Origin of the sequence: Rudaea cellulosilytica DSM 22992, from assembly GCF_000378125.1 — a bacterium.
Lineage (GTDB): Bacteria > Pseudomonadota > Gammaproteobacteria > Xanthomonadales > Rhodanobacteraceae > Rudaea > Rudaea cellulosilytica.
Genome location: NZ_KB899244.1, coordinates 119,037 through 143,870, shown reverse-complemented (window position 1 = coordinate 143,870; position 24,834 = coordinate 119,037). Strand labels below are relative to the sequence as shown.

Below are 24,834 nucleotides of genomic sequence, written 5' to 3'. Positions count from 1 at the left end.
GCGGCGGCTCCCGAACAGGTAACGAAAAGCATGCAAATCGAAAGCAAGCTGCCCAAGGTCGGCACCACAATCTTCACCGTGATGTCGCAACTCGCCGTGCAGCATCAGGCCGTGAATCTCGGCCAGGGATTTCCAGATTTCGACGGGCCGCAAGCGCTGCGCGACGCGCTGACGCGGGCGATGAACGAGCACAAGAATCAGTACGCGCCGATGACCGGCATTCCGGCGCTGCGCCAGCAGATCGCGTTGAAGACCGAGAAGCTTTACGGTGCCAAGGTCAACGCCGACACCGAGGTCACAGTGACGAGCGGCGCGACCGAAGCGTTGTTCGCCGCGATCGCCGCGGTCGTGCACCCGGGTGACGAGGCCATCGTGCTCGATCCGTGCTACGACAGCTACGAACCGGCGATCGAATTGTCCGGCGGCCGCGCCGTGCATGTGCCGCTGAACCTGCCGGATTTTTCGGTCGACTGGCAGCGGGTCAAGGATGCGATCACGCCGAAAACGCGCCTGATCCTGATCAATTCGCCGCACAACCCGACCGGCGCAGTGCTGTCGGCCGCAGACCTCGATGCTCTAGCTGAGATCGTGCGTGACACGAATGTCTTCGTGCTGTCCGACGAGGTCTACGAACACATCGTGTTCGACGGCACGTTGCATCAGAGCGTGCTGCGCCATCCTGAACTCGCCGCGCGCAGCTTCGTCGTGTCTTCGTTCGGCAAGACCTATCACTGCACGGGCTGGAAGGTCGGTTACTGCATCGCGCCGCAGGCACTCAGCGCCGAGTTCCGCAAGGTGCACCAATACCTCACGTTCTGCACGTTCAACCCGGCGCAGTGGGCGTTTGCCGAAATTCTCGAGACCGATCCGCAGCACTATCTCGATCTGCCCGCATTCTACCAGGCCAAGCGCGACCGCTTCCGCGAATTGATTGCCGCATCGAAGTTCAAGCCGCTGCCGGTGCGCGGTGCGTATTTCCAAGTCGTCGACTATTCGGCGATCAGCGACAAGGACGATCTGAATTTCTGCGAATGGTTGATCCACAACGCGGGGGTCGCGGCGATTCCGGTATCGGCGTTCTACGAGATGCCGCCCGACACACGCCTCGTGCGCTTCTGCTTCGCGAAGAGCGATGAAACGCTGGTGGCGGCGGCGGAGCGGTTATGCAGGCTCTGAGAGTTTCGCTCGTCCAGGGTGCGACGCGCTGGCATGACGCCGCGGCCAACCGCGCTTACTACGGCGCGTTCGCGCGCTCGCTGAAAGGGCAGAGCGACCTGATCGTGTTGCCCGAGACGTTCACGAGCGGCTTCACCAACGAGACCCTGCATCAGGCCGAGACGATGCAAGGGGAGAGTTTCGCTTGGCTCAGGTCACTCGCGCAGGAGGTCGGTTGTGTCATCACCGGTAGCATGGTGATGCGCGAAGGCGAGCGCTGCGTCAACCGCCTCGTCTGGATGCGGCCCGACGGCTCATTTGAGCTCTACGACAAGCGCCATCTGTTCCGCATGGCCAAAGAGCATGAGCGCTACGCCGGCGGCGACAGGCGCCTGATCGTGGAGTTGAACGGCTGGCGCATCTGCCCACAGGTCTGCTACGACCTGCGCTTTCCGGTCTGGCTGCGCAACCGCTACGACAAGGCGGCGCAGCGTTTCGACTATGACTTGTTGATCTTCGTCGCCAACTGGCCGGCGCCGCGACGCGAACCGTGGCGCACCCTGCTGCGCGCGCGCGCGATCGAGAACTTGAGCTACGTCATCGGCGTCAATCGTGTCGGCGTTGATGGCAATGACTTGCCTTATTCGGGTGACAGTGCAGTGCTCGACTTCATCGGTGCGCCGCTGGTCGACCTCGGTGCGCAGGAACAGGTCGTCACGGTGACGCTCGACCCGGCCGCGCTCGCCGCACATCGCGAGCGTTTCCCCGCGTGGATGGATGCGGACGATTTCGAATTGAAGGCGTGACTAGATGAAACTTGCCGCTGCGCGACTCGCTGCAATCCTTGCCGGCTTTTGCTTGGTGCTGGCGAGCCCGTTCGCCGCGGCGCAATTGCAGACCGGCTCGGTGATCTGGGAGCAGGACATCCAGAAATTCGAGGCGGCAGACAAGGCGAATCCACCGAAGCCGGGCGCGATCGTGTTCGTCGGCTCCTCGTCGATCGAGCACTGGAAGGATGTTGCCAGCGACTTCCCGGACAAGCGCGTGCTCAACCGCGGCTTCGGTGGCTCGCGCATCGCCGATTCGACGTATTACGCCGGTCGCATCATCGTGCCTTACAAGCCGAGCATGGTCGTGTTCTACGCGGGCGACAACGACATCAACGATGGCCACAGCGCGCAGCAGGTATTCGACGACTATGTCGCCTTCGTCGCGCGCGTGCGCAAGGATTTGCCGGCTACGCCGATCGCCTACATCTCGATCAAGCCGAGCCCGTCGCGGGCGAAGCTGCTGCCGGTGATGAAGGAAGCGAATGCGAAGGTCCGCGCCTATGCCGTCACGCACCCGCATCTGATCTATATCGACGTCGCGAGCAAGATGCTCGACGCCGGCGGCCAGCCGCGCACCGAGCTGTTCGTGGAAGATCGCCTGCATATGAACCGGGCGGGTTACGACCTCTGGCGCGGGATCATCGCGCCATTCCTGCCCTGATCGGATTGCCAATCTGCCGCACTGCGGCATAATGGGAGGTTCCAGCCAGGAGCCCCCATGAGTCGTGGATTCAATTTCGCCGCCGGTCCGGCCGCGGTGCCGGAAGCCGTGCTGCGCCAGGCGCAGGCCGAACTGCTCGACTGGGGGCAGGCGCGCGCGTCGGTGATGGAGATCAGCCATCGCGGCAAATTGTTCGCCGAGCTCGCGGCCGAATCCGAACGCGACCTGCGCTACCTGCTCGACATCCCCGACAACTACAAGGTGCTGTTCCTGCAGGGCGGCGCGACCCAGCACTTCGCCCAGATCCCGATGAACTTCGCGCGCCGCGACCAGATCGCCGATTATGTCGTCACGGGCCACTGGGGCGAGAAGGCCGTGCGCGAGGCGAAGACACTGGCTGACGTGCGCATCGCGGCGAACAGCGATGCCAGCCGGCACACGGCGATTCCCGCACGCGATACCTGGACGCTGCATGCGGATGCCGCCTACGTCCACTACACGCCGAACGAGACCATCCACGGCGTCGAGTTCCAGCACGTGCCCGACGTCGGCGAGGTGCCGCTGGTCGCCGATATGTCCTCGGATATCCTTTCGCGCCCGCTCGACGTGCGCAAGTTCGGCCTGATCTACGCCGGTGCGCAGAAGAACATCGGTGCTTCCGGCCTCGTTGTCATGATCGTGCGCGAGGACCTGCTCGCACGCTGCCCCAAGGACATGCCGAAGATCTTCAACTATGCCGAGCATGCGGCCAACGATTCGATGCTCAACACGCCGAACACGTTCGGCTGGTATCTTGCCAGCCTCGTGTTCAAATGGTTGTTGCGCGAAGGCGGGCTCGTCGCGATCGGCGAACGCAACCGCGCCAAGGCCGAGCATCTGTACGCCTGCATCGACGGCTCGAGCGGCTTCTATCGCAATCCGGTCGAGCCGGCGTCGCGCTCCTGGATGAACGTGCCGTTCACGCTGTTCGACGAGGAGTTGAACGCGTTGTTCCTCAAGGAATCCGAGGTCGCCGGCCTGCTCGCACTCAAAGGGCACAAGGCGGTCGGCGGCATGCGCGCCTCGCTCTACAATGCAGTGTCACTTCAGGCGGTGCACGCGCTGGTCGACTTCATGCGCGATTTCGCCAAGCGCTACGGCTAGATCTACGGCACACACGACCGAAATTCTGCAAAAGTATACCTATGGCCGCAAAGAAGACATCGAAGCCCAAAGCCGCAGCCGCGAAGACTTCGGCGCTCGATCTCGCCCAGGCGCGTGCGCGCATCGACGGCATCGACCAGCAGATCCAGGAGCTGATCGCCGAGCGCGCCGGTTGGGCGCAACAGGTCGGCAAGGCCAAGGGCCCGCTCAAGGCCGCGGTCGACTACTACCGGCCCGAGCGCGAAGCGCAGGTCCTGCGCATGGTGATCGATCGCAACCACGGGCCGCTAGCCGACGAAATGCTCGTGCATGTGTTCCGCGAAATCATGTCGGCCTGCCTCGCCCAGCAGGAGCCGCTCAAGATCGGTTATCTCGGTCCCGAGGGCACGTTCAGTGAGCAGGCGATGCGCAAGCATTTCGGTGGCTCCGCGCATGGCCTGCCGCTCGCAAGCATCGAGGAAGTGTTCCAGGAGGTCGAGGCGGGCCATGCCGATTTCGGCGTCGTTCCGGTCGAGAACTCGGGGCAGGGCACGATCCAGGTCACGCTCGACATGTTCCTCACTTCGAATCTGAAGATTTGCGGCGAAGTCGAACTGCGCGTGCGCCAATTCCTGCTGTCGCGCTCCGGTCACATCGAAGACATCGAGCGCATCTACTCGCATCCGCAGTCGTTCGCGCAGACCAAGGCGTGGCTGCGTGCGAACCTGCCTAAAGCCGAGAAGATTCCAGTGTCGAGCAACGCCGAGGCCGCGCGCCGCGCGCGCAATGCCGACGACGCCGCGGCGATCGCCGGCGAAGCGGCCGGGCACGTGTACGGTTTGAAGAAAGTCGTCGTCAGTCCGATCCAGGACCGCGACGACAACACCACGCGCTTCCTCGTACTCGGACGCCAATTCTTTCCGAGCAGCGGGCACGACCGTACCTCGGTGCTCGTCTCGATCAAGGACCAGCCCGGCGCGCTGTTCAACGTGCTCAGCCCGTTCGCGCGCCATGGTGTGTCGATGAGCCGCATCGAGTCGCGGCCCTCGCATCACGCGAAGTGGGAATACGCGTTCTTCATCGACCTCGCCGGCCATATCGAGGATGCGCCGATGAAGGCCGCGCTCGCCGAGCTCGAAAAGCATGCAGCGCAGATCAAGGTTCTCGGTTCTTATCCGGTGGCGGTGCTTTGATGTCGGGCAATGCCGATGCACTGACCTGGGTCAGCTCTCCAGCGGAATCACTGCGCGGAGAAATCCGCGTCCCCGGCGACAAATCGATTTCGCATCGCGCGGTGATGTTCGCCTCGCTCGGCGACGGCGTTTCGCACATAAGCGGATTCCTTGAAGGCGAGGACACGCGCGCAACTGCACGCGCGTTCGCGCAGATGGGTGTGCGCATCGATACGCCCAGCGCGAGCGAACGCGTGGTGTACGGCGTCGGCATCGATGGGTTGAAAGCGCCGAGCGCGCCGGTCGATTGCGGTAACGCCGGTACCGGCATGCGCCTGCTCGCCGGTCTGCTCGCCGGGCAGACATTCGACACGACGCTGATCGGCGACGAATCGCTGTCGAAACGCCCGATGCGGCGCGTGATCGATCCTTTGGCGAAGATGGGCGCACGCATCGAGTCCAGCGGCGCTGGGTTGCCGCCGCTGCACATTTACGGCGGCACGACATTGCGCGGCATCGACTACACCTTGCCCGTGGCCAGCGCGCAGGTGAAGTCTGCTTTGCTGCTGGCCGGGTTGTACGCGCAGGGCGAGACGCAAGTGCACGAACCACATCCGACGCGCGACTATACCGAGCGCATGCTGCGTGCATTCGGCTATCCGATCGAATTTTCCGAAGGCCATGCGCGGCTTTCCGGGGGACATCGGTTGCGCGCAACCAACGTCGTCGTGCCGGCCGACTTTTCTTCGGCTGCATTCTTCCTCGTTGCCGCGAGCATCGTGCCGGGATCGGAATTGATCCTGCGCGACGTCGGCATGAATCCGCGCCGCACCGGTTTGCTGCACGCGCTGCGCCTGATGGGCGCGGATATTCGCGAGGCGAATGCGCGCGAGGCCGGCGGCGAGGCGATTGCCGATCTCGTCGTGCGTTATGCGCCGCTGCATGGCATCGACGTGCCGGTCGAACTTGTGCCGGACATGATCGACGAATTTCCCGCGCTGTTCGTTGCCGCCGCGGTGGCGACCGGCACCACGCGCGTGACCGGTGCTGCCGAGTTGCGCGTCAAGGAGTCGGACCGCATTGCGGTGATGGCGAAAGGTTTGCGCGCGCTCGGCGCACGCATCGAGGAGACGCCGGACGGGGCGATCATCGAAGGCGGCGCGCTGCATGCAGGCGAAGCCGACAGCACGGGCGACCACCGCTGCGCGATGAGCTTCTGTGTCGCCGGCCTAGTAGCCGCCGGCTCGGTGCGCGTGCTCGATTGCGCCAACGTGGCTACCTCGTTCCCGGGCTTCTTCGAGTTTGCCAAATCGTGTGGATTCCGCCTGGATTGAGTCGCCAGGGCGATTCAGCCAACACGGTCACGAGTTCTCCTGGGACCTGCTTGTAAACTCGCCCACCGCGCAGTACCTTGATGCTAGGGGGAATCAGGGGAGGGGCTCATGATTCGCATCGTGATGGTGGACGATCACGCTTTGGTGCGCGCCGGCCTGCGCATGATCCTCGAGAAACAAGCCGACATCGAAGTCGTCGGCGAGGCGGACGACGGCGAAGCCGGTCTGCAATTGATCCGCAATCTCCAGCCCGACCTTGCCCTCGTCGACCTGCACATGCCGAACGTCAACGGCATCGAAGTGACCGAGCGCGTGCGCCGCAGCAAGCTCGTCACGCGCATCGTGATCCTGACGATGGCCTCCGATGCGCCGTTCCCGCGCCGCTTGCTCGAGGCAGGCGCGAGCGGCTACCTGACCAAGGGCTGCCCCGCCGACGAACTGGTCAGGGCGATCCGCCAGATCTCCGACGGGCGCCGTTATCTCAGCACCGATGTCGCGCAGCAGCTCGCGCTTGGCAACGCATTCGGTGATGGCGAATCGCCGTTCGAGGAATTGTCCACGCGCGAACTCGAAGTCGCCATGATGCTGGCGCAAGGCATGGCCGCGAAGCAGATCGGCGATCGCCTGAAGCTCAGTGAGAAGACCGTGGCGACCTACAAGTACCGATTGTTCGAAAAGCTCGCGATCGACAACGTCGTGACCTTGACGCATCTCGCCACTGCACACGGCCTGATGGACAAGCCGCGGCGCGGAGTCGCGGGATAGAACTGGATTGCGAAAGCGATAAAAAAACGCCCCGCGATGCGGGGCGTTTTCGTTGCAACACCCGTCAGGGCGCCGCAGGCGGCTGTCGGGATTGCGGTGGTTCGTCTTCGTCAGCAGGCTCTTCCGTTTTCACCGGTACGGCAGCGGGTTTGGCCGGCGTATCGCGCAGTTCCGCCAATGCACGCTCGATGTGCACGTGCAGCGGCACCACTTCCTTCACTGCGACGAGGTCGTTGAAGTTCGCCGGCACCGCTGCCTGGTGCACCTTGGGCGCAGCAGGCGGTTGCACCGGTACGGTCGCGGCCACAGGCTTTTCCTCCGCAACCGGGGCGAACGGCAGTTCGTTGTTGGTCGGAAACGTGGCGGCGGCCGCAGGCGCGGGAGCGGCTGCCGTTGCCGGCTTGTCGGCAATCGGTTGCTCGGGCGGCGCTGGCGTCGGAGCGGGGGCGATGGGCAGCGCTTGCTGGGCCGGTTCGGCCACCACGACAATGGCTGCGGGACGATCCAGCGGAACGTCAGCTTCGATCAGGCTCGCCAGCGTGGCTTGCTGCGGCGCCGCCACCGGCAACGGCGCATCGTCCGTCGCGCGAACAGCGACAGGAATCGCAGGTGAGGGCGCGGCCGGTTTGGCCTGAGGCACGAGGGTCGGGGCGTCGTCTTCATCGTCGAAGTCGAGCACGATATCGTTGCCGGTGAGGGCGGCAGCGCCTGCGACGGCGCTGGCCTCGACTTCACCCTCGCCACGACGCCGGCGGCGGCCGCCGCGACGCCCGCGACGACGCGACCGCGTGGCCTCGCCTTCGGCGGAAAGCTGCTGGGCGGCATTCGCGTCAACGGGCTTCTGCGCGGTTGTCGTCGGCATTGCTTCGGCGGCAAGCGCGGCGATCGGTTTTTCGCTCAGCGCCTCGTTCGGAACGACGGCGGCAACCGGGCGCGCTTCACGTTCGACCGGCGCGGTCGTCGCGGCGGCCGGCGGAGCGTTGCGTGACGGCGGCGGCGGAGTGGGGCGATCCGGCCGGCGATTCTGCGGCGGGTTCTGGTTCTGTTGCTGCGGACGCGCTTCATTGCGCTGTGGGCGATTCTCTTGGCGCGGCTGGTCGCGACGACCCTCGTTGCGGCCGCGCGATTGGCCCTGCGCGCCACGCTGGGCATCGCCACGGCCGCGCTGTTGCTGACGCGAGTCGTTGCCGCGCTGTTCACGCTGGCGCGAATTGTTCGCGGACTTGCGCTCTTCGGCAGCCGCGGCAGGAGCCGCAGGTGGGCTGCCGGCGAACATTGCGGCGATGCGCGCAAAGAAACCCTGCGACTTCTTCGCAGGTTGAGCGGGTGTGGCAACCGGAGCTGGCGGCGCTTCGACTTCGGCGCGCACCGGAGCGGGATTTGCCGGCACGATACCCGACACGGCAGGCTTCTCAGGCTCGTCGCCCGGCTTGGCCACCTGCGGCGGCGGCGCAGAGACGATCGGCGTCAGGCGTTCATAGCTCGGCTTGACGTCGCTGCCGAGTTCGCTGCCCTTGATGCGCTGGATCTCGAAGTGCGGCGTCTCGAGCTTGTCGTCGGCGACGACGATGATCGGCACATCATGGCGCTGCTCGATCTCGAACAGGCTCTTGCGTTTCTCGTTGAGCAGAAAGTTGGCGATTGCCGGTGGCGCTTGCACGAGCACCTGGCCGGTCTTTTCCTTCATCGCCTGTTCTTCGACCAGACGCAGCACCGACAACGACAGCGACTCGACGCCGCGGATGCGGCCATGGCCTTCGCAACGCGGGCAGACGATCTGGGTCGATTCGCCGAGCGAGGGACGCAGGCGCTGGCGCGACATTTCGAGCAGACCGAAGCGCGAGATGCGGCCGACCTGGACGCGCGCGCGGTCGAAGCGCAGCGCGTCTTTCAGTTTTTCCTCGACGTCGCGCTGATGGCGCGGGTTTTCCATGTCGATGAAGTCGATGACGATGAGACCGCCGGCGTCGCGCAGGCGCAGCTGGCGCGCGACTTCGACTGCGGCTTCGAGATTGGTGTTGAACGCGGTGTCCTCGATGTCCGAACCCTTGGTCGCCTTCGACGAGTTGACGTCGATCGCGGTCAGCGCTTCGGTCTGGTCGACGACGATCGAGCCGCCGGACGGCAGGCGCACATTGCGTTCGAATGCATTCTCGATCTGCGTCTCGATCTGGTAGCGCGAAAACAGCGGCACCGTTTCCTGGTAGAGCTTGAGCTTGCGCAGGTTGTTCGGCATCACCTGCTGGACGAACTCGCGCGCATCGTTGTACAGCTCGGGGCTGTCGATCAGGATCTCGCCGATGTCGTTGCGCAGGTAGTCGCGCAGCGCGCGGATGATGAGCTTGGATTCCTGATAGATCAGGAACGGCGCGGGGCGGCTGACGCCCGCGTCGGAAATCGCTTTCCAAACCTGCAGCAGGTAGTCCAGATCCCATTGCAGTTCTTCCGCGTCGCGGCCGACGCCGGCGGTGCGGATGATCAAGCCCATTTCGTCGGGCAGGTTGAGTTTGTCGAGTTCTTCCTTGAGGTTGGCGCGATCATCGCCTTCGATACGCCGCGACACGCCGCCGGCGCGCGGGTTGTTCGGCATCAGCACGAGGTAGCGGCCGGCGAGCGAGATGAACGTGGTCAGGGCGGCGCCCTTGTTGCCGCGCTCTTCCTTCTCGACCTGGACGAGCAGTTCCTGGCCTTCCTTGAGCAGATCGCGGATGCCCGCGCGGTTGTGGTCGACGCCGGGTTGGAAATATTCGCGCGCGATTTCCTTCATCGGCAGGAAGCCGTGGCGTTCGGCGCCGTATTCGATGAAGCAGGCTTCGAGCGAGGGTTCGACCCGGGTGATGCGGCCTTTATAGATATTGGCCTTTTTCTGCTCTTTGGAGGGAATCTCGATGTCGAGATCGTAGAGCGACTGGCCATCGACGATGGCCACGCGCAACTCTTCACGCTGAGTTGCGTTGATCAACATACGCTTCATTTTTACATCCTTAACGCGCTCTACCGCTTACGCGTCGCGGCGCCTGCGCGCCAACTCGTGGAAACGATGGCAGCGACGGCGTCGCGTCGACCGTGGGCTTGGGTACGCGTCCACGGGAGCGCTTCATGCCGGCGCGTTTTTCGTCGCGCCTGGCGTTCAACATAGCCCTTGCTGTATTGCCGCAAACCCCCGAAGGTCTTGTCGACTATCGGGCAATTCTCGACTCGAACGGTTACGATTCCGGTGTGCGGCGGGATGGGCTCCACTGGAGGCCCGCATCTGCGCACGAAGGGCGTAGCTGAACGAGTGCGTCATTGCAGCCGGCATAGCCGGCCCTGGACGCGCACTACCCTTCGATTGTATCGAACGAGCGGCAAAAAATCCAATTCGGACGCGAACTTCAATGAATCTTGCAAGGCCCGATCGAGCAAAATCCGCACAGGAAAACGAGGCGGAAGAAGGCGTTGGAACGAACCCGGGCGTGCGTTTCGTTCAGGTTGCCGAGGACCGTGACGGTCAGCGCATCGACAATTTCCTGATCGGCCAACTCAAGGGCGTGCCGAAAAGCCTGATCTACCGCATCGTGCGCACCGGGCAGGTACGGGTGAATGGCAAGCGCGCCAAGCAAGGCCTGCGCTTGGCTGCCGGCGATCAGGTCCGCATCCCACCGGTGCGCACGGCCGAGCCGGGCGGCGGGGCGGTGCCGGCCTCGGCACAGGTCGAGCAAGTCGAACGGGCGATCATCTTCGAGGATCGCGATTTCCTCGTCATCGACAAGCCCTCCGGCGTCGCCAGCCACGGTGGCAGCGGCGTCACCTTCGGTGCAATCGAGCTGCTACGCGCGGCGCGGCCGAACGAGACGCTCGAACTGGCGCACCGACTCGATCGCGATACCAGCGGCGTGCTCGTTTTCGCCAAAAAGCGTTCGGCGCTGACCGGTTTGCAGGAACTGATCCGCGAGAACCAGACGACCAAGCAATATCTCGCCTTGCTCAAGGGACACACGCACAAGGCGCGCTTCGACGTCAATGCGGCGCTGCGCAAGTCGCTGCTGCAGGGCGGTGAACGCATGGTCCGCGTCGCCGACGACGGCAAGCCGTCGCTGACGCGTTTCCACATTGTCGATATCTACGCCGATGCCAGCCTCGCCGAAGTGACCCTGTTCACCGGCCGCACCCACCAGATCCGCGTCCACGCCCAGCACATCGAGCACCCGCTCGCCGGCGACGAGAAATACGGCGAAAAAGGTTTCAATCAGAACATGCGCGGGTTTGGCTTGAAGCGCCTGTTCCTGCACGCGGCGCGGTTCGAGTTCGATCTCGATGGTAAGAGCTACAGCTTTTCGGCACCGCTGGCGCCGGATCTGGCTGCGGTGCTCGATACGCTGCCGCGAGGGGTATCGAGGAAAGGCAAGTTGCGTTAAGTCAGCAACATTTCGGTTTTTGCCGCGCAGACAAAATCATTGCGCGACAAGCCGCCGACGTCATGCGTGGAGAAGCGCACGAGCACGCGGCCCCAGCCGAGTTCAAGATCGGGATGATGGTTTTCGCGTTCGGCGACGTAGCCGAGTGCATTGACGAAGGCGAGTGCGCGGACGAAGTCGGGAAAGCGGAATTCCTTGCGCAGATCCGCTTGATCCGGTCCGAAGCTCCAGCCGGGCAGGGCGGCAAGCCACGCCTGCGCCTGCGCACTGGACGCGGCGTGCTCGCGACCCTTGAGCGGCAGGCATTTTTCCGCGGCGAGTTCGGCGAGGGTCGTAGACGGGTTGGACATGGCGTTCGCGATGGTTGATTCGACCATGCCATTGCATCACCAACGCCGCGGATTTACCACCGTCAGTCACCAGGACTTAAGCCTTTGCGACAAATGAGGACTATAATGGTACTGGTTTATTTTTGCGTTCGTCCGTGAGCGCAAGAATCAAGACGCGGCTGTCCTCGGCCGCACTTTTCAAACAAAGCGGTGGTAGCAGACGTGATACGAATTTCTGACGGTGCGAAGAATTATTTCCGCCACCTGCTCGCGCAGCAGGATATCGACAATCTCGGCATCCGCATCAAGGCGGTCAACGCCGGCACGCCGAAGGCCGATTGCGTGCTCGAGTACGCCGAAGCGGGCGACCTTGCGGGCGACGAAACCAAGATCGACTGCGACGGGTTCAATGTCTACATCGAGGCGGCCAGCGTGAACTGGCTGGCCGAGGCAGAGGTCGACTACCAGGTCAACGCGACGGGCGGTCAGTTGACGATACGCGCGCCGCATATCAAGGGCAGCGTCCCCGGCGAGGACGCATCGCTGGGCGAACGCGTGCAGTACGTGCTCGACAGCGAAATCAATCCGCAGATCGCCGCACATGGTGGGCGCGTGCGCCTCGTCGAAGCCGACGCGCAGGGTGTCGTGTTGTTGCAGTTCGGTGGCGGCTGCCACGGCTGCGGCATGGCCGATGTCACCCTGAAACAGGGCATCGAGAAGACGCTGCGCAGCCATTTCCCCGAGATCACCGCGGTGCGCGACGCAACCGATCACGCCAGCGGCAGCAATCCGTACTTCCGCGGACAGAGTGGAGCGAGCGCGGTCGGCTGACGTGCTTTCCGCCATTCCCGCTCGGGCGGGAATGGCGTGCTATGCGGATCAGTTGCCCTGTTCGTGCTTCGACAGGTCGTCGAGCTTGCCCGGCATCGAGGAGAAGTAGCGTGCTAGCGCGTCGATCTCTGCTTCGCTCAGCGGCGCGGCCATGCCGGCCATGATCGCGTTCTTGCGTTCGCCCGACTTGTACTCGTGCAGCGCACGCGCGATGTAGTCGTGGTACTGGCCGGCCAGGCGCGGATACTGGCTTTGCGCAGGCGTGTCGGAATTGCCGTCGGCGCCATGGCAGGCAGCGCAAGTCGCGGCTTTTTCCTTCACCTTTTCGAGTGGAATCGTCTCAGCGTGGGCGACACCGTAGGCAAGACTGCAGACGGAAAGCAGGGCAATGGCGAATTTCATGGCGTGTCGGTTTCCGTATCGGCTTACTGGGCGGTCAAGCTGGAGAGAAAGGTTGCGATGTCCTTGATGTCCTGCTCGGACAGGCTCTCGCCCTGGGCGCGCATGGTCGGATGATTGCGCTGGCCGGTCTTGTATTCGGTCAGGGCAGTGACGAGATAGTCGTAGTTCTGCCCGCCGATGCGCGGCACGTGATAGTTCGGATACGCGTTCATGTAGCCGGTCACGCCGTGGCAGCCGCCGCAGGTATAGACGAGTGCCTTGCCGGCCTTGGCATCGCCCTTCGGCGCTGCAGCTGCGTCGGCGGCGAAGGCGGGCGCAGCCAACGCTGCAGTCAGGGCGATCAGGGCGCAGGCAAGCTTCGTTCTCGTCATGTTCTCGGGGCCGCAACGGTGGAAGAATGAGCGCGAGAGTATAACAATCCCGGAGCGCTCACTTCTAGCGACCCGGACCTGGAACACCGAGATACGGTCGTGTCGCGCCGCTCGATCGAGACGGGCATCGCCGGCGCGCAGTGGGACCTGCCTACGCCGTCGGTATACATGTGGAATTTGTCGCAACAGCTGAGGTCTCACCAGCGATGGTCGAGATTGCCAACCCGGGCTGAACGGGCTGGAAATCCGCTGTGCCGGCATGACTATTGGCGCTTACGTCTGCAACGTTTTGTGACGAAACTGCATCCATTGGGTCGCAGCTTGGGGAGAGGTGTAAACGATTCCGCGATCAGTCGCGCACGACATCCCGAACTTAGCCACAGCCATCCCCCCACTCGTGACTTCTGGGGGATGTTAACTGCATGGTGATGTAGTTTAGTATAACACCATAGCGATGACATTCCCTTTACTCAACGCTCCTGGCGCCTTCCAACTCTATGAAAATCAATAAAAATATCGCGAAATCGAGCATGATTCTCGCCTCCGCGGCCTTGGCCTGCATATCGCTATCCGCGTGCAGCGGCGGCAGTCAGGCGCAAGCCAAAGACACCAAGGATGCCAAGTCCGAGGTCGTCAACGCGGTGCCGGTCGAGGTCGCCAAAGCCGCGCGGGCCGAAATCGCGGCCAATTACAACGGTACCGCCACACTGAGCGCAGACCACGAAGCCCAGGTCGCGGCGAAAACCTCGGGCGTGCTGGTCAAGCTGTTCGTCGAGGAAGGGCAGAGCGTGAAGGCCGGGCAGGTACTCGCCCAGCTCGAGCAGGACACGGCGCGCGCCAAGCTTGCCCAGGCCGAGGCGCAAATGCGCAAGGCCGACGCCAGCTTCAACTACAGCGAGAAGGCGATCCAGAAGCAGCTCATCCCGCAGCGCGATTTCGATCAGGCCAAGTACGACATGCAGAATTTGCGTGCGGCGCATGAGGAAGCGGCGCTGAATCTGCGTTTCACCACGATCGTGGCGCCGGTCGACGGCGTGATCGCGGAGCGTTCGGTCAAGCTTGGTAACCCGATCCAGGTCAACCAGAACCTGTTCCGCATCGTCGGCATGGATCCGCTGCAGGCCGTGCTCAACGTGCCCGAGCGCCAGCTCGGCATCCTCAAGTCCGGCCAGCCGGTTGTGCTCGAGGCCGATGCGCTGCCGGGGCAGAAATTCGTCGGCAACATTCTGCGCATCGCCCCGGTGGTCGACTCGAACAGCGGCACCTTTCGCGTGACCTGCGAATTCCACGACAAGAGCGGCACGCTCAAGCCCGGCATGTTCGGTCGCATCGGCATCGTCTACGACCAGCGCGCGGACGCGCTCACCGTGCCACGTTCCGCACTCGTCGAAGAAGACGGCGAGACCGCCGTGTTCGTCGTCGAGAAGGCGGCGGACAAGCCCGCCGACGACAAGAAGGATGGCGCGAAAAAGGACGAGCCGAAGAAAGACGCGAAGTTGGCCGACGCCGGCAAGGGCGACTCGAAGCCTGCCGCGCCGGGGCTCGTCGCGCACCGCAGACTGGTCAAGGTCGGCTACAGCGAGGGCGACAAGGTCGAGATTCGCTCCGGCATCGACGAAGGCACGCAGGTGATCACGGTCGGCCGCAACGCGGTGCGCGACGGCACCGCCGTGCAGGTGCTCAACGCCGACAACAAGGACAAGGACAAGCAGCTCGCGCAGAAATCGGTCGAAGAGAAGAAGGCCTGAGCATGAACATCGTCGAACTCGCGACCCGCCGACGCGTCACCGTCGGCATGGTCACGCTGACTTTCGTCCTGTTCGGTCTCATCGCGCTGTTCGGACTCAAGGTCAATCTACTGCCTGACCTGACCTATCCGACGCTGACGGTGCGCACGGAGTACGAAGGTGCCGCGCCGCTGGAAATGGAGAACCTCATTTCGCAGCCGGTCGAGGAAGCGATCGGCGTGGTCAAGAACCTGCGCAAGATCCATTCGGTTTCGCGCACGGGCCAGTCCGATGTGATCCTCGAATTCGCCTGGGGCACGAACATGGACCAGGCCGGCCTCGACGTGCGCGACAAACTCGACACGCTGCAGCTGCCGCTCGACGCGAAGAAGCCGGTGTTGCTGCGCTTCAACCCGTCGACCGATCCGATCATGCGCCTGTCGCTGTCGATGACGAGCGGCGACAAGGACAAGAAGGCTGATGTCAACGAAGCACAGCTGAAGCAGTTGCGCCGTTTCGCCGACGACGAATTGAAGAAACGCCTCGAGCCGACGTCCGGCGTCGCCGCGGTCAAGGTCGGCGGTGGTCTCGAAGACCAGGTCGATGTCGACATCGACCAGCAGAAGCTGCGCCAGCTCAACCTCAACATCGCCGACGTGACCAAGCGCCTGACCGACGAAAACGTCAACGTTTCGGGCGGGCGCATCGAAAACGGCTCGCAGCGCTACCTCGTGCGCACGGTCAACCAGTTCACCAACCTCGACGAGATGCGCAACCTGCTGATCAAGGTGGACAACGGCGTGCCGGTGCGGCTCAAGGATATTGCCGAGGTGCGCCAAGGCTTCAAGGAACGCGAGGGCATCGTGCGCGTCGACGGCCACGAGGCGATCGAGCTGGCGATCTACAAGGAGGGCGATGCGAACACGGTCAGCGTCGCCGCCGCGGTGAAGAAGGGCCTGGCCAAGCTCAAGGATATCCTGCCGCCGAACGCGAAGCTCGACACGATCGACGACCAGTCGATCTTCATCCAGTCCTCGCTCGACGATGTGCGCAACGACGCGGTCATCGGCGGCGTGCTCGCGATCCTGATCATCTTCTTCTTCCTCGCTGATTCGTGGAGCACGTTCATCATCTCGCTGAGCCTGCCGATCTCGCTGATCACCACGTTCTTCTTCATGGGCCAGGCGAACGTGAGTCTCAACGTGATGTCGCTCGGCGGCCTCGCGCTCGCGACCGGCATGGTCGTCGACGATTCGATCGTCGTACTCGAGAACATCGCGCGCATGCGCGAGCACGGCGCGAGCATTCTCGAAGCCTCGGTCAAAGGCGCCAAGGAAGTGTCGATGGCGGTGATCGCCTCGACCCTGACCACGGTCGCCGTGTTCTTCCCGCTCGTGTTCGTGCAGGGCGTCGGCGGACAGTTGTTCCGCGACCAGGCGCTGACGGTGACCTTTGCGATGCTGATCTCGCTGGTCGTCGCAATGACGCTGATTCCGATGCTGGCCTCGCTGAAGGGCCGCGCGCCGCTCGCGTACAAGGAAGAGGAACCTTCGCCGGGCTGGCAGCCGAAGAGTGGTTTTGGCCGCGTGGTGAAGAAGATCGTCACCCCGGTATCGAAACTGTTCTTCCAATGGATTCCGAGCTTGATCGCAACGATCAGCTTCGTCGTGTTCGGCGTGATCGGCAAGGTCGTCGGCAAGGTGCTGCGCACGATCGGGCGCTTCGTGATGATGCCGTATGACGCCGCCGCGCACGCCTATCACGCATTCCTGCCGAAGGCGCTTGCACATCCGCTGGCCGTGCTCGCTTTCGCCACTGCGGCCTTCGTCGCCAGCATCGCGCTGATTCCGACGCTCGGCATGGACCTGATCCCGCAGCTTGCCCAGGGCCGCTTCGAGATGACGGTCAAGCTCGCACCCGGCACGGCGCTGGTCGATACCGACGCGCTGGTGAAGGAACTGGAGACGGCGAACGCGAAGGATCCGAACATCGACCTGATTTACGGCGTCAGCGGCACCGGCACGCGCCTTGATGCGACGCCGACCGAGTCGGGCGAGAACATCGCGCGGCTGCTTGTCGTGCTCAAGCACGGCGTCGGCGAGAAGGGCGAGCGCGCGGCGACCGACGCATTGCGTGCGAGCATGAAGACGCATCCGGGTGCCGAAGTGAAGTTCTCGCGGCCGCAGCTCTTCAGCTTTGCCACGCCGCTGGAAATCGAGTTGCGCGGCTACGATCTCAGCTCGCTGGAAAAGGCCGGCAAGAAGCTGACCAGCCTCATGAACGCTTCGGATCGCTTCGCCGACGTGAAGTCGACCGTCGAAGGCGGTTATCCCGAGATCCAGATCCGTTTCGACAAGGACCGCGCCGCGGCGTTCGGTCTGACCACCAAGCAGATCGCCGACCAAGTTGTCAACAAGGTCAAGGGCTCGGTGGCGACGCGCTACAGCTTCCGCGATCGCAAGATCGACGTGCTCGTGCGCGCGCAGGAGAACCAGCGCGGTTCGGTCGACGACATCCGCAACCTGATCGTCGGTTTTGCCCAGAGCGGGACGGCGAACACGAGTACGAACAACTCGGGCACCGGCTCGACGAGTGGCACCGGAGGCAGTTCCGGCACGTCGTCCACAGCGAGTTCGTCGGGCAATTCTTCCTCCGGTTCGACGGGCAGCAATTCGAACTCTCAGTCGACGACGAGCGGCGCCGCGGCTGGCACGCCGATCCGTTTGTCCGCAGTCGCCGACGTGATCTCGACGATCGGTCCGAGCGAGATCCACCGCATCAGCCAGGAGCGCGTCGCCATCGTCTCGGCGAACCTGCACTACGGCGATCTCGGCACCGCCGTGGCCGAAGTGCGCAAGCTGATCGCCGACAATCCGCTCGCCGCCGGCGTGACCACGCACATCGGCGGCCAGAGCGAGGAACTCGATGCCTCGACCAATTCGCTGATCTTCGCGCTCACGCTCGCGATCTTCCTCGTCTACCTCGTCATGGCTTCGCAGTTCGAATCACTGCTGCATCCGTTCGTCATCATGTTCTCGATTCCGCTCGCGCTGGTCGGCGCGGTGCTCGCACTGAAGCTGACCGGGACGCCGCTCAGCGTGGTCGTGTTCATCGGCCTGATCATGCTCGCCGGCATCGTGGTGAAGAACGCGATCGTGCTGATCGACCGCGTCAACCAGCTGCGCGAGGAAGGCGTGGCCAAGGCCGAGGCGATCGCCCAGGCCGCGGAATCGCGCCTGCGTCCGATCACGATGACGACGCTGTGTACGCTGATCGGCTTCCTGCCGCTCGCGATTGGTCTCGGCGACGGGTCCGAAGTGCGCGCGCCTATGGCGATCACGGTGATCGGCGGTCTCGCCGTGTCGACCTTGCTGACCCTGGTCGTGATCCCGGTCGTCTATACCTTGCTCGACCGCCGCAGCGATGCGGTCTACCGCGAACGTGGCGAGCGCAAAGCCAAGGCCGTGCTCGACGAGGCGACGATCGCTCCGCATGGGGCGACGCCGTGAAAACCGACGCCGCTGGAAGGGGAATCGCATGACCCTTGCCGAACTGAGCCTCAAGCGTCCGGTCACCGCGATCATGCTGTTCGTATCGATGACCGTGATCGGGCTGATTGCCGCGTTCCGCCTGCCGCTGGAGTCGATGCCCGACATCCAGTTTCCGTTCATGGTCGTCGACCTCCCGTATCAGGGTTCGACGCCGAGCGAGGTCGAGCGCACGGTGACGCGACCGGTCGAGGAAGCGCTGTCGACGCTGACCGGAATCCAGCGCATGGATTCGGTGACGCGCGCGGACGGCGTGCAGATCCAGATGCAATTCAAGTGGGGACAGGACACGGCGGTTAAGGCGGTCGAGGCGCGCGGCAAGATCGATGCGATCCGCGCCGACCTGCCGAGCGACCTGTTGCGCTACAACGTGTTCAAGTTCGCCTCGAACGATCGCCCGGTACTGCAATTGCGCATCTCCTCCGATCGCGACCTGACCAACGCCTACGAATTGCTCGACCGCGTCTTGAAGCGACCGCTCGAACGCCTGCCGGGCGTGGCGCGCGTGCAGATCGAGGGTGTCGCCCAGCGCGAGGTGCGCATCGAGATCGATGCCGATCGCCTGACTGCCGCCGGCGTCGGTCTCAACGACCTGTATCAGCGTCTGAACACGGCGAACTTCTCCGCATCGGGCGGCTTGGTCAAGGAAGGCGCGCTGCGTTATCACGTGCAGCCGGTCGGCGAATGGCGCAGCGTTGAGGAAATCCGCGACCTCGCGATCAACGACAAGGGCTTGAAGCTGTCCGATATCGCCAACGTCGAGGTGATGCCTTCGCGTCTGACCTATGCGCGCCATCTCGACCAGCGTCCGGCCGTGGCGGTGGAAATTTCGAAGGAGCGCAGCGCGAACCTCGTCGATGTCGGCAGCCGCGTCATGGCCGAGGTCGAGCGCATCCGCGAGCAGCCGGAGATGCGCGGGATCCAGATCTACGCGCTCGGCAACCAGGCAAAGAACGTCACCGAGAGCCTGCGCCAACTCGGCCAGGCCGGACTCGAGGGCACGTTGTTGTCGGTGCTCGTGCTGTTCTTCTTCCTGCGCGACTGGCCGTCGACGCTGATGGTGTCGCTTGCGATCCCGATCTGCTTCGTCATCACAATGGGCTGCATGCAGTTCTTCGGCATGACCCTCAACATTCTGTCGATGATGGGGCTGCTGCTCGCGGTCGGCATGCTCGTCGATAACGCGGTCGTCGTCGTCGAAAGCATTTATCACTATCGCGAGAAGTACCCTGACAAACCCTGGTACTGCGCGGTACAGGGCACCCAGGTCGTCGGCGTCGCGATCGCCGCGGGCACGCTCGCCAGCGTGATCGTGTTTCTGCCGATGGTGTTCGGCGAGAAGGACGACATCAGTGTGTTCCTGACCCAGGTCGCGGTGACGATGGCGATCGCGCATCTGGCTTCGTGGCTGGTCGCAGTGAGCCTGGTACCGATGCTGTCGGCGAAGCTGCCGCCGCCGAAATTCATCGGCCGCAAGACGCTGGTGACGCGCATGCAGAGCGCCTACGGCAATTTCGTCACGCGCACGCTGCGCCATCGGCGCTGGACGATGCTCGGCCTGCTGGGCCTGCTCGTGGTCAGCATCGTGCTGCCCGCCGCGCATACAAAGATGGACATGTTTCCGAGCGGCGATCGCGACCAGCTTTTCCTTGGTTACCGCCTCAATGCGCTGTATCCGCTCGCGGAACTCAAGCGTTCCGTCGATACGGTGGAGAACTACCTCAACGCGCATCGCGACGAATTCCACATCAAGAACATCTACAGCCGTTACAGCGAAGACGGCAACGACACCTTCACCACTATGCTGTTCAAGGACGAAGATCGCGGCAAGATCGACACCAAGACGATCATGGAGAAGATCCGCAAGGAAGGGCCGAAAGTGCCGATCGGCGACATCGTGTTCGACTTCAACGGCAACGGCGGCAACGACAACAGCATCCAGTTCAACCTGAATGGCGACTCGGGGCAGGTGCTGCGCGAATTGTCGGCGACGGTGATTCCGATCATCAAGTCGCTGCCGAGTCTGCGCGACGTGCGTGCCGATCAGGACAGCGGCAATCGCGAGCTTGCAGTCCGCGTCGATCGCGAGAAAGCCCGATCCTACGGCTTCTCCGCCAACGACGTGGCCCAATACATCTCGGTGGCGCTGCGCGGCGGCCAGCTCAAGGACTACCACAGCGGCCAGGACCAGTTGCAGGTCTGGATGCGCTTCCGCGGCGCCGACGCGAGCGATCTGGACAGCCTTTCCGACTACAAGCTGCGTCGCTCTGACGGCACCCAGATTCCGCTCATGTCGATGGTGCAGGTGACGACGAACAATGCTTCGTCGGTGATCGAGCGCAGCAACCGGCAGACGTCGCTGTCGATCAAGGCCAATCTCGCCGACGGCACGACCGCGAACGAAGCGCGCGCCGAGATCGAGAAGGTGATGAACAAGGTGCAATTGCCGCCAGGCTACAAATGGAGCTTCGGCCAGAACTTCGACCGCGACGACAACGCGGCGGCGAAGATGCTGCTCAACCTCGTGCTCGCTCTGGTGCTCGTGTACGTGGTGATGTGCGCGATGTTCGAGTCGCTGATCTACCCGGCGGCGATCCTGACCACGTTCATCTTCTCGATCTTCGGCGTGTTCTGGTTGTTCTGGATCACGGGCACGACATTCTCGATCATGGCCTTCATCGGCGTGCTGATCCTGATGGGTGTCGTTGTCAACAACGGCATCGTCATGATCGTGCACATCAATCAGCTGCGCCATGAGGGCATGGATCGCGTCGATGCCTTGATCCAGGGCGCGAAGGACCGCTTGCGCCCGATCTTGATGACTATGGGCACGGCGATCCTCGGCATGGTGCCGCTATGCATCAGCCGCACCGGCATCGGCGGCGACGGCCCGCCGTATTATCCGATGGCGCGAGCGATCGCCGGCGGCCTGATCTTCTCGACCATAGTCAGCCTGCTCGTGTTGCCGGTAATCTATTCGCTGCTCGACGATGCGAGCCTGTGGGCCAAGCGTGTGCTGCGCGATGCGCGTGCGCGTCGCGGGCGGGGCTTGCGCGCCGCCTGAAGCAAGCAAGTTCCGCGTTGTATTTTTTGAAGGGGCTGGGTAGATGACGCTGGCGGAACTCAGCCTGAAACGGCCGGTAACCGCGATCATGGTCTTCGTCTCGATGACCGTGGTCGGCCTAATCGCCGCGTTCCGCTTGCCGCTCGAAGCGATGCCGGACATCCAGTTTCCCTTCATGTTCGTCGACCTGCCGTACCCGGGTTCGACGCCGAGCGAGGTCGAGCGTACGATCACGCGTCCGGTCGAGGACGCGCTGTCGACGCTGACCGGCATCAAGAACATGAACTCGAACTCGACGCCGGAAGGCGCGCAGATCTTCATCGAGTTCAAGTGGGGCCAGGACGCCGCGGTCAAGGCGGTCGAGGCACGCGGCAAGATCGATGCGATCCGCGACCAGCTGCCGAGCGACCTGAAGCGCTACTCGGTTGAGAAGTTCGGCACCGGCGACCGCCCCGTGCTCGGCATGCTGATTTCCTCCGAGCGCAACCTGACCAACGCTTACGACCTGCTCGACCACAAGCTCAAGCGACCGCTTGAGCGCCTGCCCGGCGTCGCGCGCGTGCAGTTGCAAGGCGTCTCGCAGCGCGAAGTGCAGATCGAGATTTCGGCCGAGCGCCTCGGTGCGGCCGCGGTCAGTCTCGACGAGCTTTATCAGAAATTGTCGACCGCCAATTTTTCCGCCTCGGGCGGCCTGATCAAGGACGGCGACCTGCGCTATCACGTGCAGCCGGCCGGCGAATGGCGCAGCATCGACGATATCCGCGCGCTCGCGATCAACGAGCGCGGCCTCAAGCTCAGCGACATCGCCGACATCTCGTTCAAACCCGCGCGTGCGGACTACGAGCTGCATCTCGACATGCGCCCGGCGGTAATCCTGCGCGTGTACAAGGAACGTGCGGCCAATCTGGTCGATGTCGGCCGCCGCGTCTGGGACGAGATCGATCGCATCAAGCAGTCCGGCCAGATCGACGACCTGCAACTGGTCGCGTTCAACGACCAGGCCGCCGGCGTCACTGACAGCCTGAAGCAGCTCGGCAAGGCGGGACTCGAAGGTACCTTGCTCTCGGTACTCGTGCTGTTCTTCTTCCTGCGCGACTGGCCGTCGACGCTGATGGTGTCGCTGGCGATTCCGATCTGCTTCGTCATCACGCTCGGCTGCATGCAGATGTTCGGGATCAGTCTCAACATCCTGTCGATGATGGGCCTGCTGCTCGCGGTCGGCATGCTCGTCGACAATGCCGTGGTCGTGGTCGAGAGCATCTACCAGTATCGCGAGCATTACCCGGACAAGCCGTGGTATTGCGCCGTACAGGGTACGCAGATCGTCGGTATCGCGATCGCCGCGGGCACGTTGGCCAGCATCATCGTGTTCCTGCCGATGGTGCTGCGCGAGAAGAACGGCATGAGCATTTTTCTCACTCAGGTCGCGGTGGCGATGGCGATCGCGCATCTGGCTTCGTGGCTGGTCGCGGTCAGCCTCGTGCCGATGCTTTCGGCCAAACTTCCGCCGCCGAAATTCATCGGCCGCAAGACCGTGATTACGACCGCGCAGGATCACTACGGCCGCTTCATCGAGAAGACGCTGGCGCATCGGCGCTGGACTATGCTCGGCCTGATCGCGCTGCTGCTCGCGAGCTTCGTGCCGATCAGCCACACCAAGGTCAACATGAACGGCGGCGGCCCTTCGAAGTGGATCTTCTTCCAGATGAACCTCAACGCGCTGTATCCGCTCGCGCAGATGCGCCAGAGCTACGCGACGCTGGAGCACTGGCTCGAGGAGCACCGCAAGGAATTCCATCTCAAGAACGTCTACGTCTTCTACAACGAGCAGGGCGACAGCGAGATGGCAGCCTTCCTCGACGACGAGGCCCCCGATCAGACTCAGATCGTCGAGGCGATCCGCAAAGGCATGCCCAAGGTGCCGATCGGCGAGGTCGTGATCGGTTTCGAGGGCGGTGGCGGCAGCAACAGTCAGCAGCCGAGCGTCGGCATCAACCTGACCGGCGATTCCGGCGCGCAGCTGCGTGAATTGGCGAGCAACGTCATTCCGATCCTGAGCAGCCTGCCGAGCCTGCGCGACGTGCGTGCGCAGCAGAACAGCAGCAACCGCGAAATCGCCGTGCACGTCGACGGGCAGAAGGCCAAGGCCATGGGCTTCTCGGCGAGCGACATCGCGCAGTACATCGGCATCGCTCTGCGCGGCTTCCGCCTCAAGGACTATCACGGCGGCGAAGGCCAGGTTCCGGTCTGGCTGCGTTTTTCCGGCAGCGACACGCAGAGCCTCGACAATCTATCGGACTACAAGCTGCGCCGCGCCGACGGCACCCAGGTGCCGCTGATGTCGATGATCGACGTCGACGCGCGCAACGCAGCCGCCACGATCCAGCGGCGCAACCGGCAGACCAGCTTCGCCATCGTCGCCAACTTCGCCGAAGGCAAGACGCCGGAAGACGCGCGCAAGGAGATTCAGGCTGCGATGGGCAAGATGGACCTGCCGCCCGGGTACAAATGGAGCTTCGGCGAGAACTTCGACCGCGACGACGAGGCTGGCAGCACGATGCTGTTCAACACGCTGATCGCGCTCGTGCTCGTCTATGTCGTCATGTGCGCGATGTTCGAATCGCTGATCTACCCGGCGGCGATCCTGACGACGTTCGTGTTCTCGATCTTCGGCGTGTTCTGGCTGTTCTGGATCACCGGCACGACCTTCTCGGTCATGGCGTCGATCGGCGTGCTGATCCTCATGGGCGTCGTCGTCAACAACGGCATCGTCATGATCGTGCATATCAACCAACTGCGCCACGACGGCATGGGTAGGCGCGAAGCACTGATCCGGGGTGCGCGCGACCGCCTGCGTCCGATCCTGATGACGATGGGCACGGCCATCCTCGGCATGCTGCCGCTGTGTCTCGGCGACGCGTCGATCGGCGGCGACGGGCCGCCGTATTATCCGATGGCGCGCGCGATCGCGGGGGGCTTGATCTTCTCGACGATCGTCAGCCTGCTCGTGCTGCCGACGATCTACTCGCTGCTCGACGATGCGAGCCTATGGGCGAGGCGCGTGCTACGCGATGTGCGGGCGCGACGCTTGCGCACCGCATGAAAGACCGCGCACCGAGTCGCGCG

At 63.5% G+C, this 24,834-nt stretch carries 17 protein-coding genes; 13 read left to right on the top strand and 4 right to left on the bottom strand.

All coding sequences use genetic code 11. From position 1 onward, the window contains the following. Positions 1 to 30 precede the first annotated feature (30 nt). The 7 genes from F455_RS0117185 to F455_RS0117155 all read left to right on the top strand — a co-directional run bounded on the left by F455_RS0117185 (position 31) and on the right by F455_RS0117155 (position 7,039). The gene (locus F455_RS0117185) at positions 31 to 1,176 is read left to right on the top strand and encodes a pyridoxal phosphate-dependent aminotransferase (protein ID WP_018974556.1); all 1,146 of its coding nucleotides are present in this window, start codon (positions 31 to 33) and stop codon (positions 1,174 to 1,176) included. Continuing rightward, a complete protein-coding gene (locus F455_RS0117180; protein ID WP_018974555.1) occupies positions 1,164 to 1,961 on the top strand; it encodes an amidohydrolase in 798 nt (265 codons plus the stop codon). The genes F455_RS0117185 and F455_RS0117180 overlap by 13 nt, the downstream gene beginning before the upstream one ends. A gap of 4 nt (positions 1,962 to 1,965) precedes the next feature. Continuing rightward, positions 1,966 to 2,646, top strand: coding sequence for an SGNH/GDSL hydrolase family protein (locus tag F455_RS0117175; protein ID WP_018974554.1), 681 nt, complete (start codon positions 1,966 to 1,968; stop codon positions 2,644 to 2,646). A gap of 57 nt (positions 2,647 to 2,703) precedes the next feature. Further along, a complete protein-coding gene (gene serC, locus F455_RS0117170; RefSeq protein ID WP_018974553.1) occupies positions 2,704 to 3,789 on the top strand; it encodes a 3-phosphoserine/phosphohydroxythreonine transaminase in 1,086 nt (361 codons plus the stop codon). Between the two features lie 41 nt (positions 3,790 to 3,830). Then, positions 3,831 to 4,961 (top strand): prephenate dehydratase, encoded by a 1,131-nt coding sequence (gene pheA / locus F455_RS0117165; protein ID WP_018974552.1) that lies wholly within the window; start codon positions 3,831 to 3,833, stop codon positions 4,959 to 4,961. Then, positions 4,961 to 6,274, top strand: a complete 1,314-nt coding sequence (gene aroA / locus F455_RS0117160; protein ID WP_018974551.1) for a 3-phosphoshikimate 1-carboxyvinyltransferase — start codon at positions 4,961 to 4,963, stop codon at positions 6,272 to 6,274. The genes pheA and aroA overlap by 1 nt, the downstream gene beginning before the upstream one ends. A gap of 108 nt (positions 6,275 to 6,382) precedes the next feature. Then, on the top strand, positions 6,383 to 7,039 hold the full coding sequence (locus F455_RS0117155) for a response regulator (RefSeq protein WP_018974550.1): 657 nt from the start codon (positions 6,383 to 6,385) through the stop codon (positions 7,037 to 7,039). Positions 7,040 to 7,103: 64 nt separating this feature from the next. Here the strand turns inward: F455_RS0117155 and rne are convergent, their stop codons facing one another. Next, entirely contained in the window at positions 7,104 to 10,013 is a 2,910-nt protein-coding gene (gene rne / locus F455_RS21305; RefSeq protein ID WP_157579003.1) for a ribonuclease E, read from the bottom strand. 481 nt (positions 10,014 to 10,494) lie between these two features. Between rne and F455_RS0117145 the strand changes: the two genes are divergently transcribed. Further along, a complete protein-coding gene (locus F455_RS0117145; protein ID WP_245540014.1) occupies positions 10,495 to 11,436 on the top strand; it encodes an RluA family pseudouridine synthase in 942 nt (313 codons plus the stop codon). Here the strand turns inward: F455_RS0117145 and F455_RS0117140 are convergent. Further along, a complete protein-coding gene (locus F455_RS0117140; protein ID WP_026293494.1) occupies positions 11,433 to 11,786 on the bottom strand; it encodes a 4a-hydroxytetrahydrobiopterin dehydratase in 354 nt (117 codons plus the stop codon). The two genes, F455_RS0117145 and F455_RS0117140, sit on opposite strands and share 4 nt — an antisense overlap. A 201-nt stretch (positions 11,787 to 11,987) precedes the next feature. On the opposite strand from F455_RS0117140, the gene F455_RS0117135 reads away from it, so the two are divergent. Next, positions 11,988 to 12,596 carry an NfuA family Fe-S biogenesis protein gene (locus tag F455_RS0117135; RefSeq protein WP_018974546.1) on the top strand — a complete coding sequence of 203 codons (609 nt, stop codon included), beginning with the start codon at positions 11,988 to 11,990 and terminating at the stop codon, positions 12,594 to 12,596. Between the two features lie 48 nt (positions 12,597 to 12,644). Here the strand turns inward: F455_RS0117135 and F455_RS0117130 are convergent, their stop codons facing one another. Together F455_RS0117130 and F455_RS0117125 are read right to left on the bottom strand one after the other, a co-directional pair. Next, positions 12,645 to 12,998 (bottom strand): c-type cytochrome, encoded by a 354-nt coding sequence (locus F455_RS0117130; RefSeq protein WP_018974545.1) that lies wholly within the window; start codon positions 12,996 to 12,998, stop codon positions 12,645 to 12,647. Positions 12,999 to 13,021: 23 nt separating this feature from the next. Continuing rightward, positions 13,022 to 13,369 carry a c-type cytochrome gene (locus F455_RS0117125; protein ID WP_018974544.1) on the bottom strand — a complete coding sequence of 116 codons (348 nt, stop codon included), beginning with the start codon at positions 13,367 to 13,369 and terminating at the stop codon, positions 13,022 to 13,024. Positions 13,370 to 13,848: 479 nt separating this feature from the next. Between F455_RS0117125 and F455_RS0117120 the strand changes: the two genes are divergently transcribed. The 4 genes from F455_RS0117120 to F455_RS0117105 are packed head-to-tail and all read left to right on the top strand — an operon-like array spanning position 13,849 to position 24,811. Continuing rightward, positions 13,849 to 15,117, top strand: coding sequence for an efflux RND transporter periplasmic adaptor subunit (locus F455_RS0117120; RefSeq protein ID WP_425413749.1), 1,269 nt, complete (start codon positions 13,849 to 13,851; stop codon positions 15,115 to 15,117). 2 nt (positions 15,118 to 15,119) lie between these two features. After that, positions 15,120 to 18,605 carry an efflux RND transporter permease subunit gene (locus F455_RS21640; RefSeq protein WP_018974542.1) on the top strand — a complete coding sequence of 1,162 codons (3,486 nt, stop codon included), beginning with the start codon at positions 15,120 to 15,122 and terminating at the stop codon, positions 18,603 to 18,605. A 28-nt stretch (positions 18,606 to 18,633) separates the two neighbouring features. After that, on the top strand, positions 18,634 to 21,708 hold the full coding sequence (locus F455_RS0117110) for an efflux RND transporter permease subunit (protein ID WP_018974541.1): 3,075 nt from the start codon (positions 18,634 to 18,636) through the stop codon (positions 21,706 to 21,708). 43 nt (positions 21,709 to 21,751) lie between these two features. Further along, a complete protein-coding gene (locus F455_RS0117105; RefSeq protein ID WP_018974540.1) occupies positions 21,752 to 24,811 on the top strand; it encodes an efflux RND transporter permease subunit in 3,060 nt (1,019 codons plus the stop codon). The last annotated feature ends 23 nt before the right edge of the window (positions 24,812 to 24,834 follow it).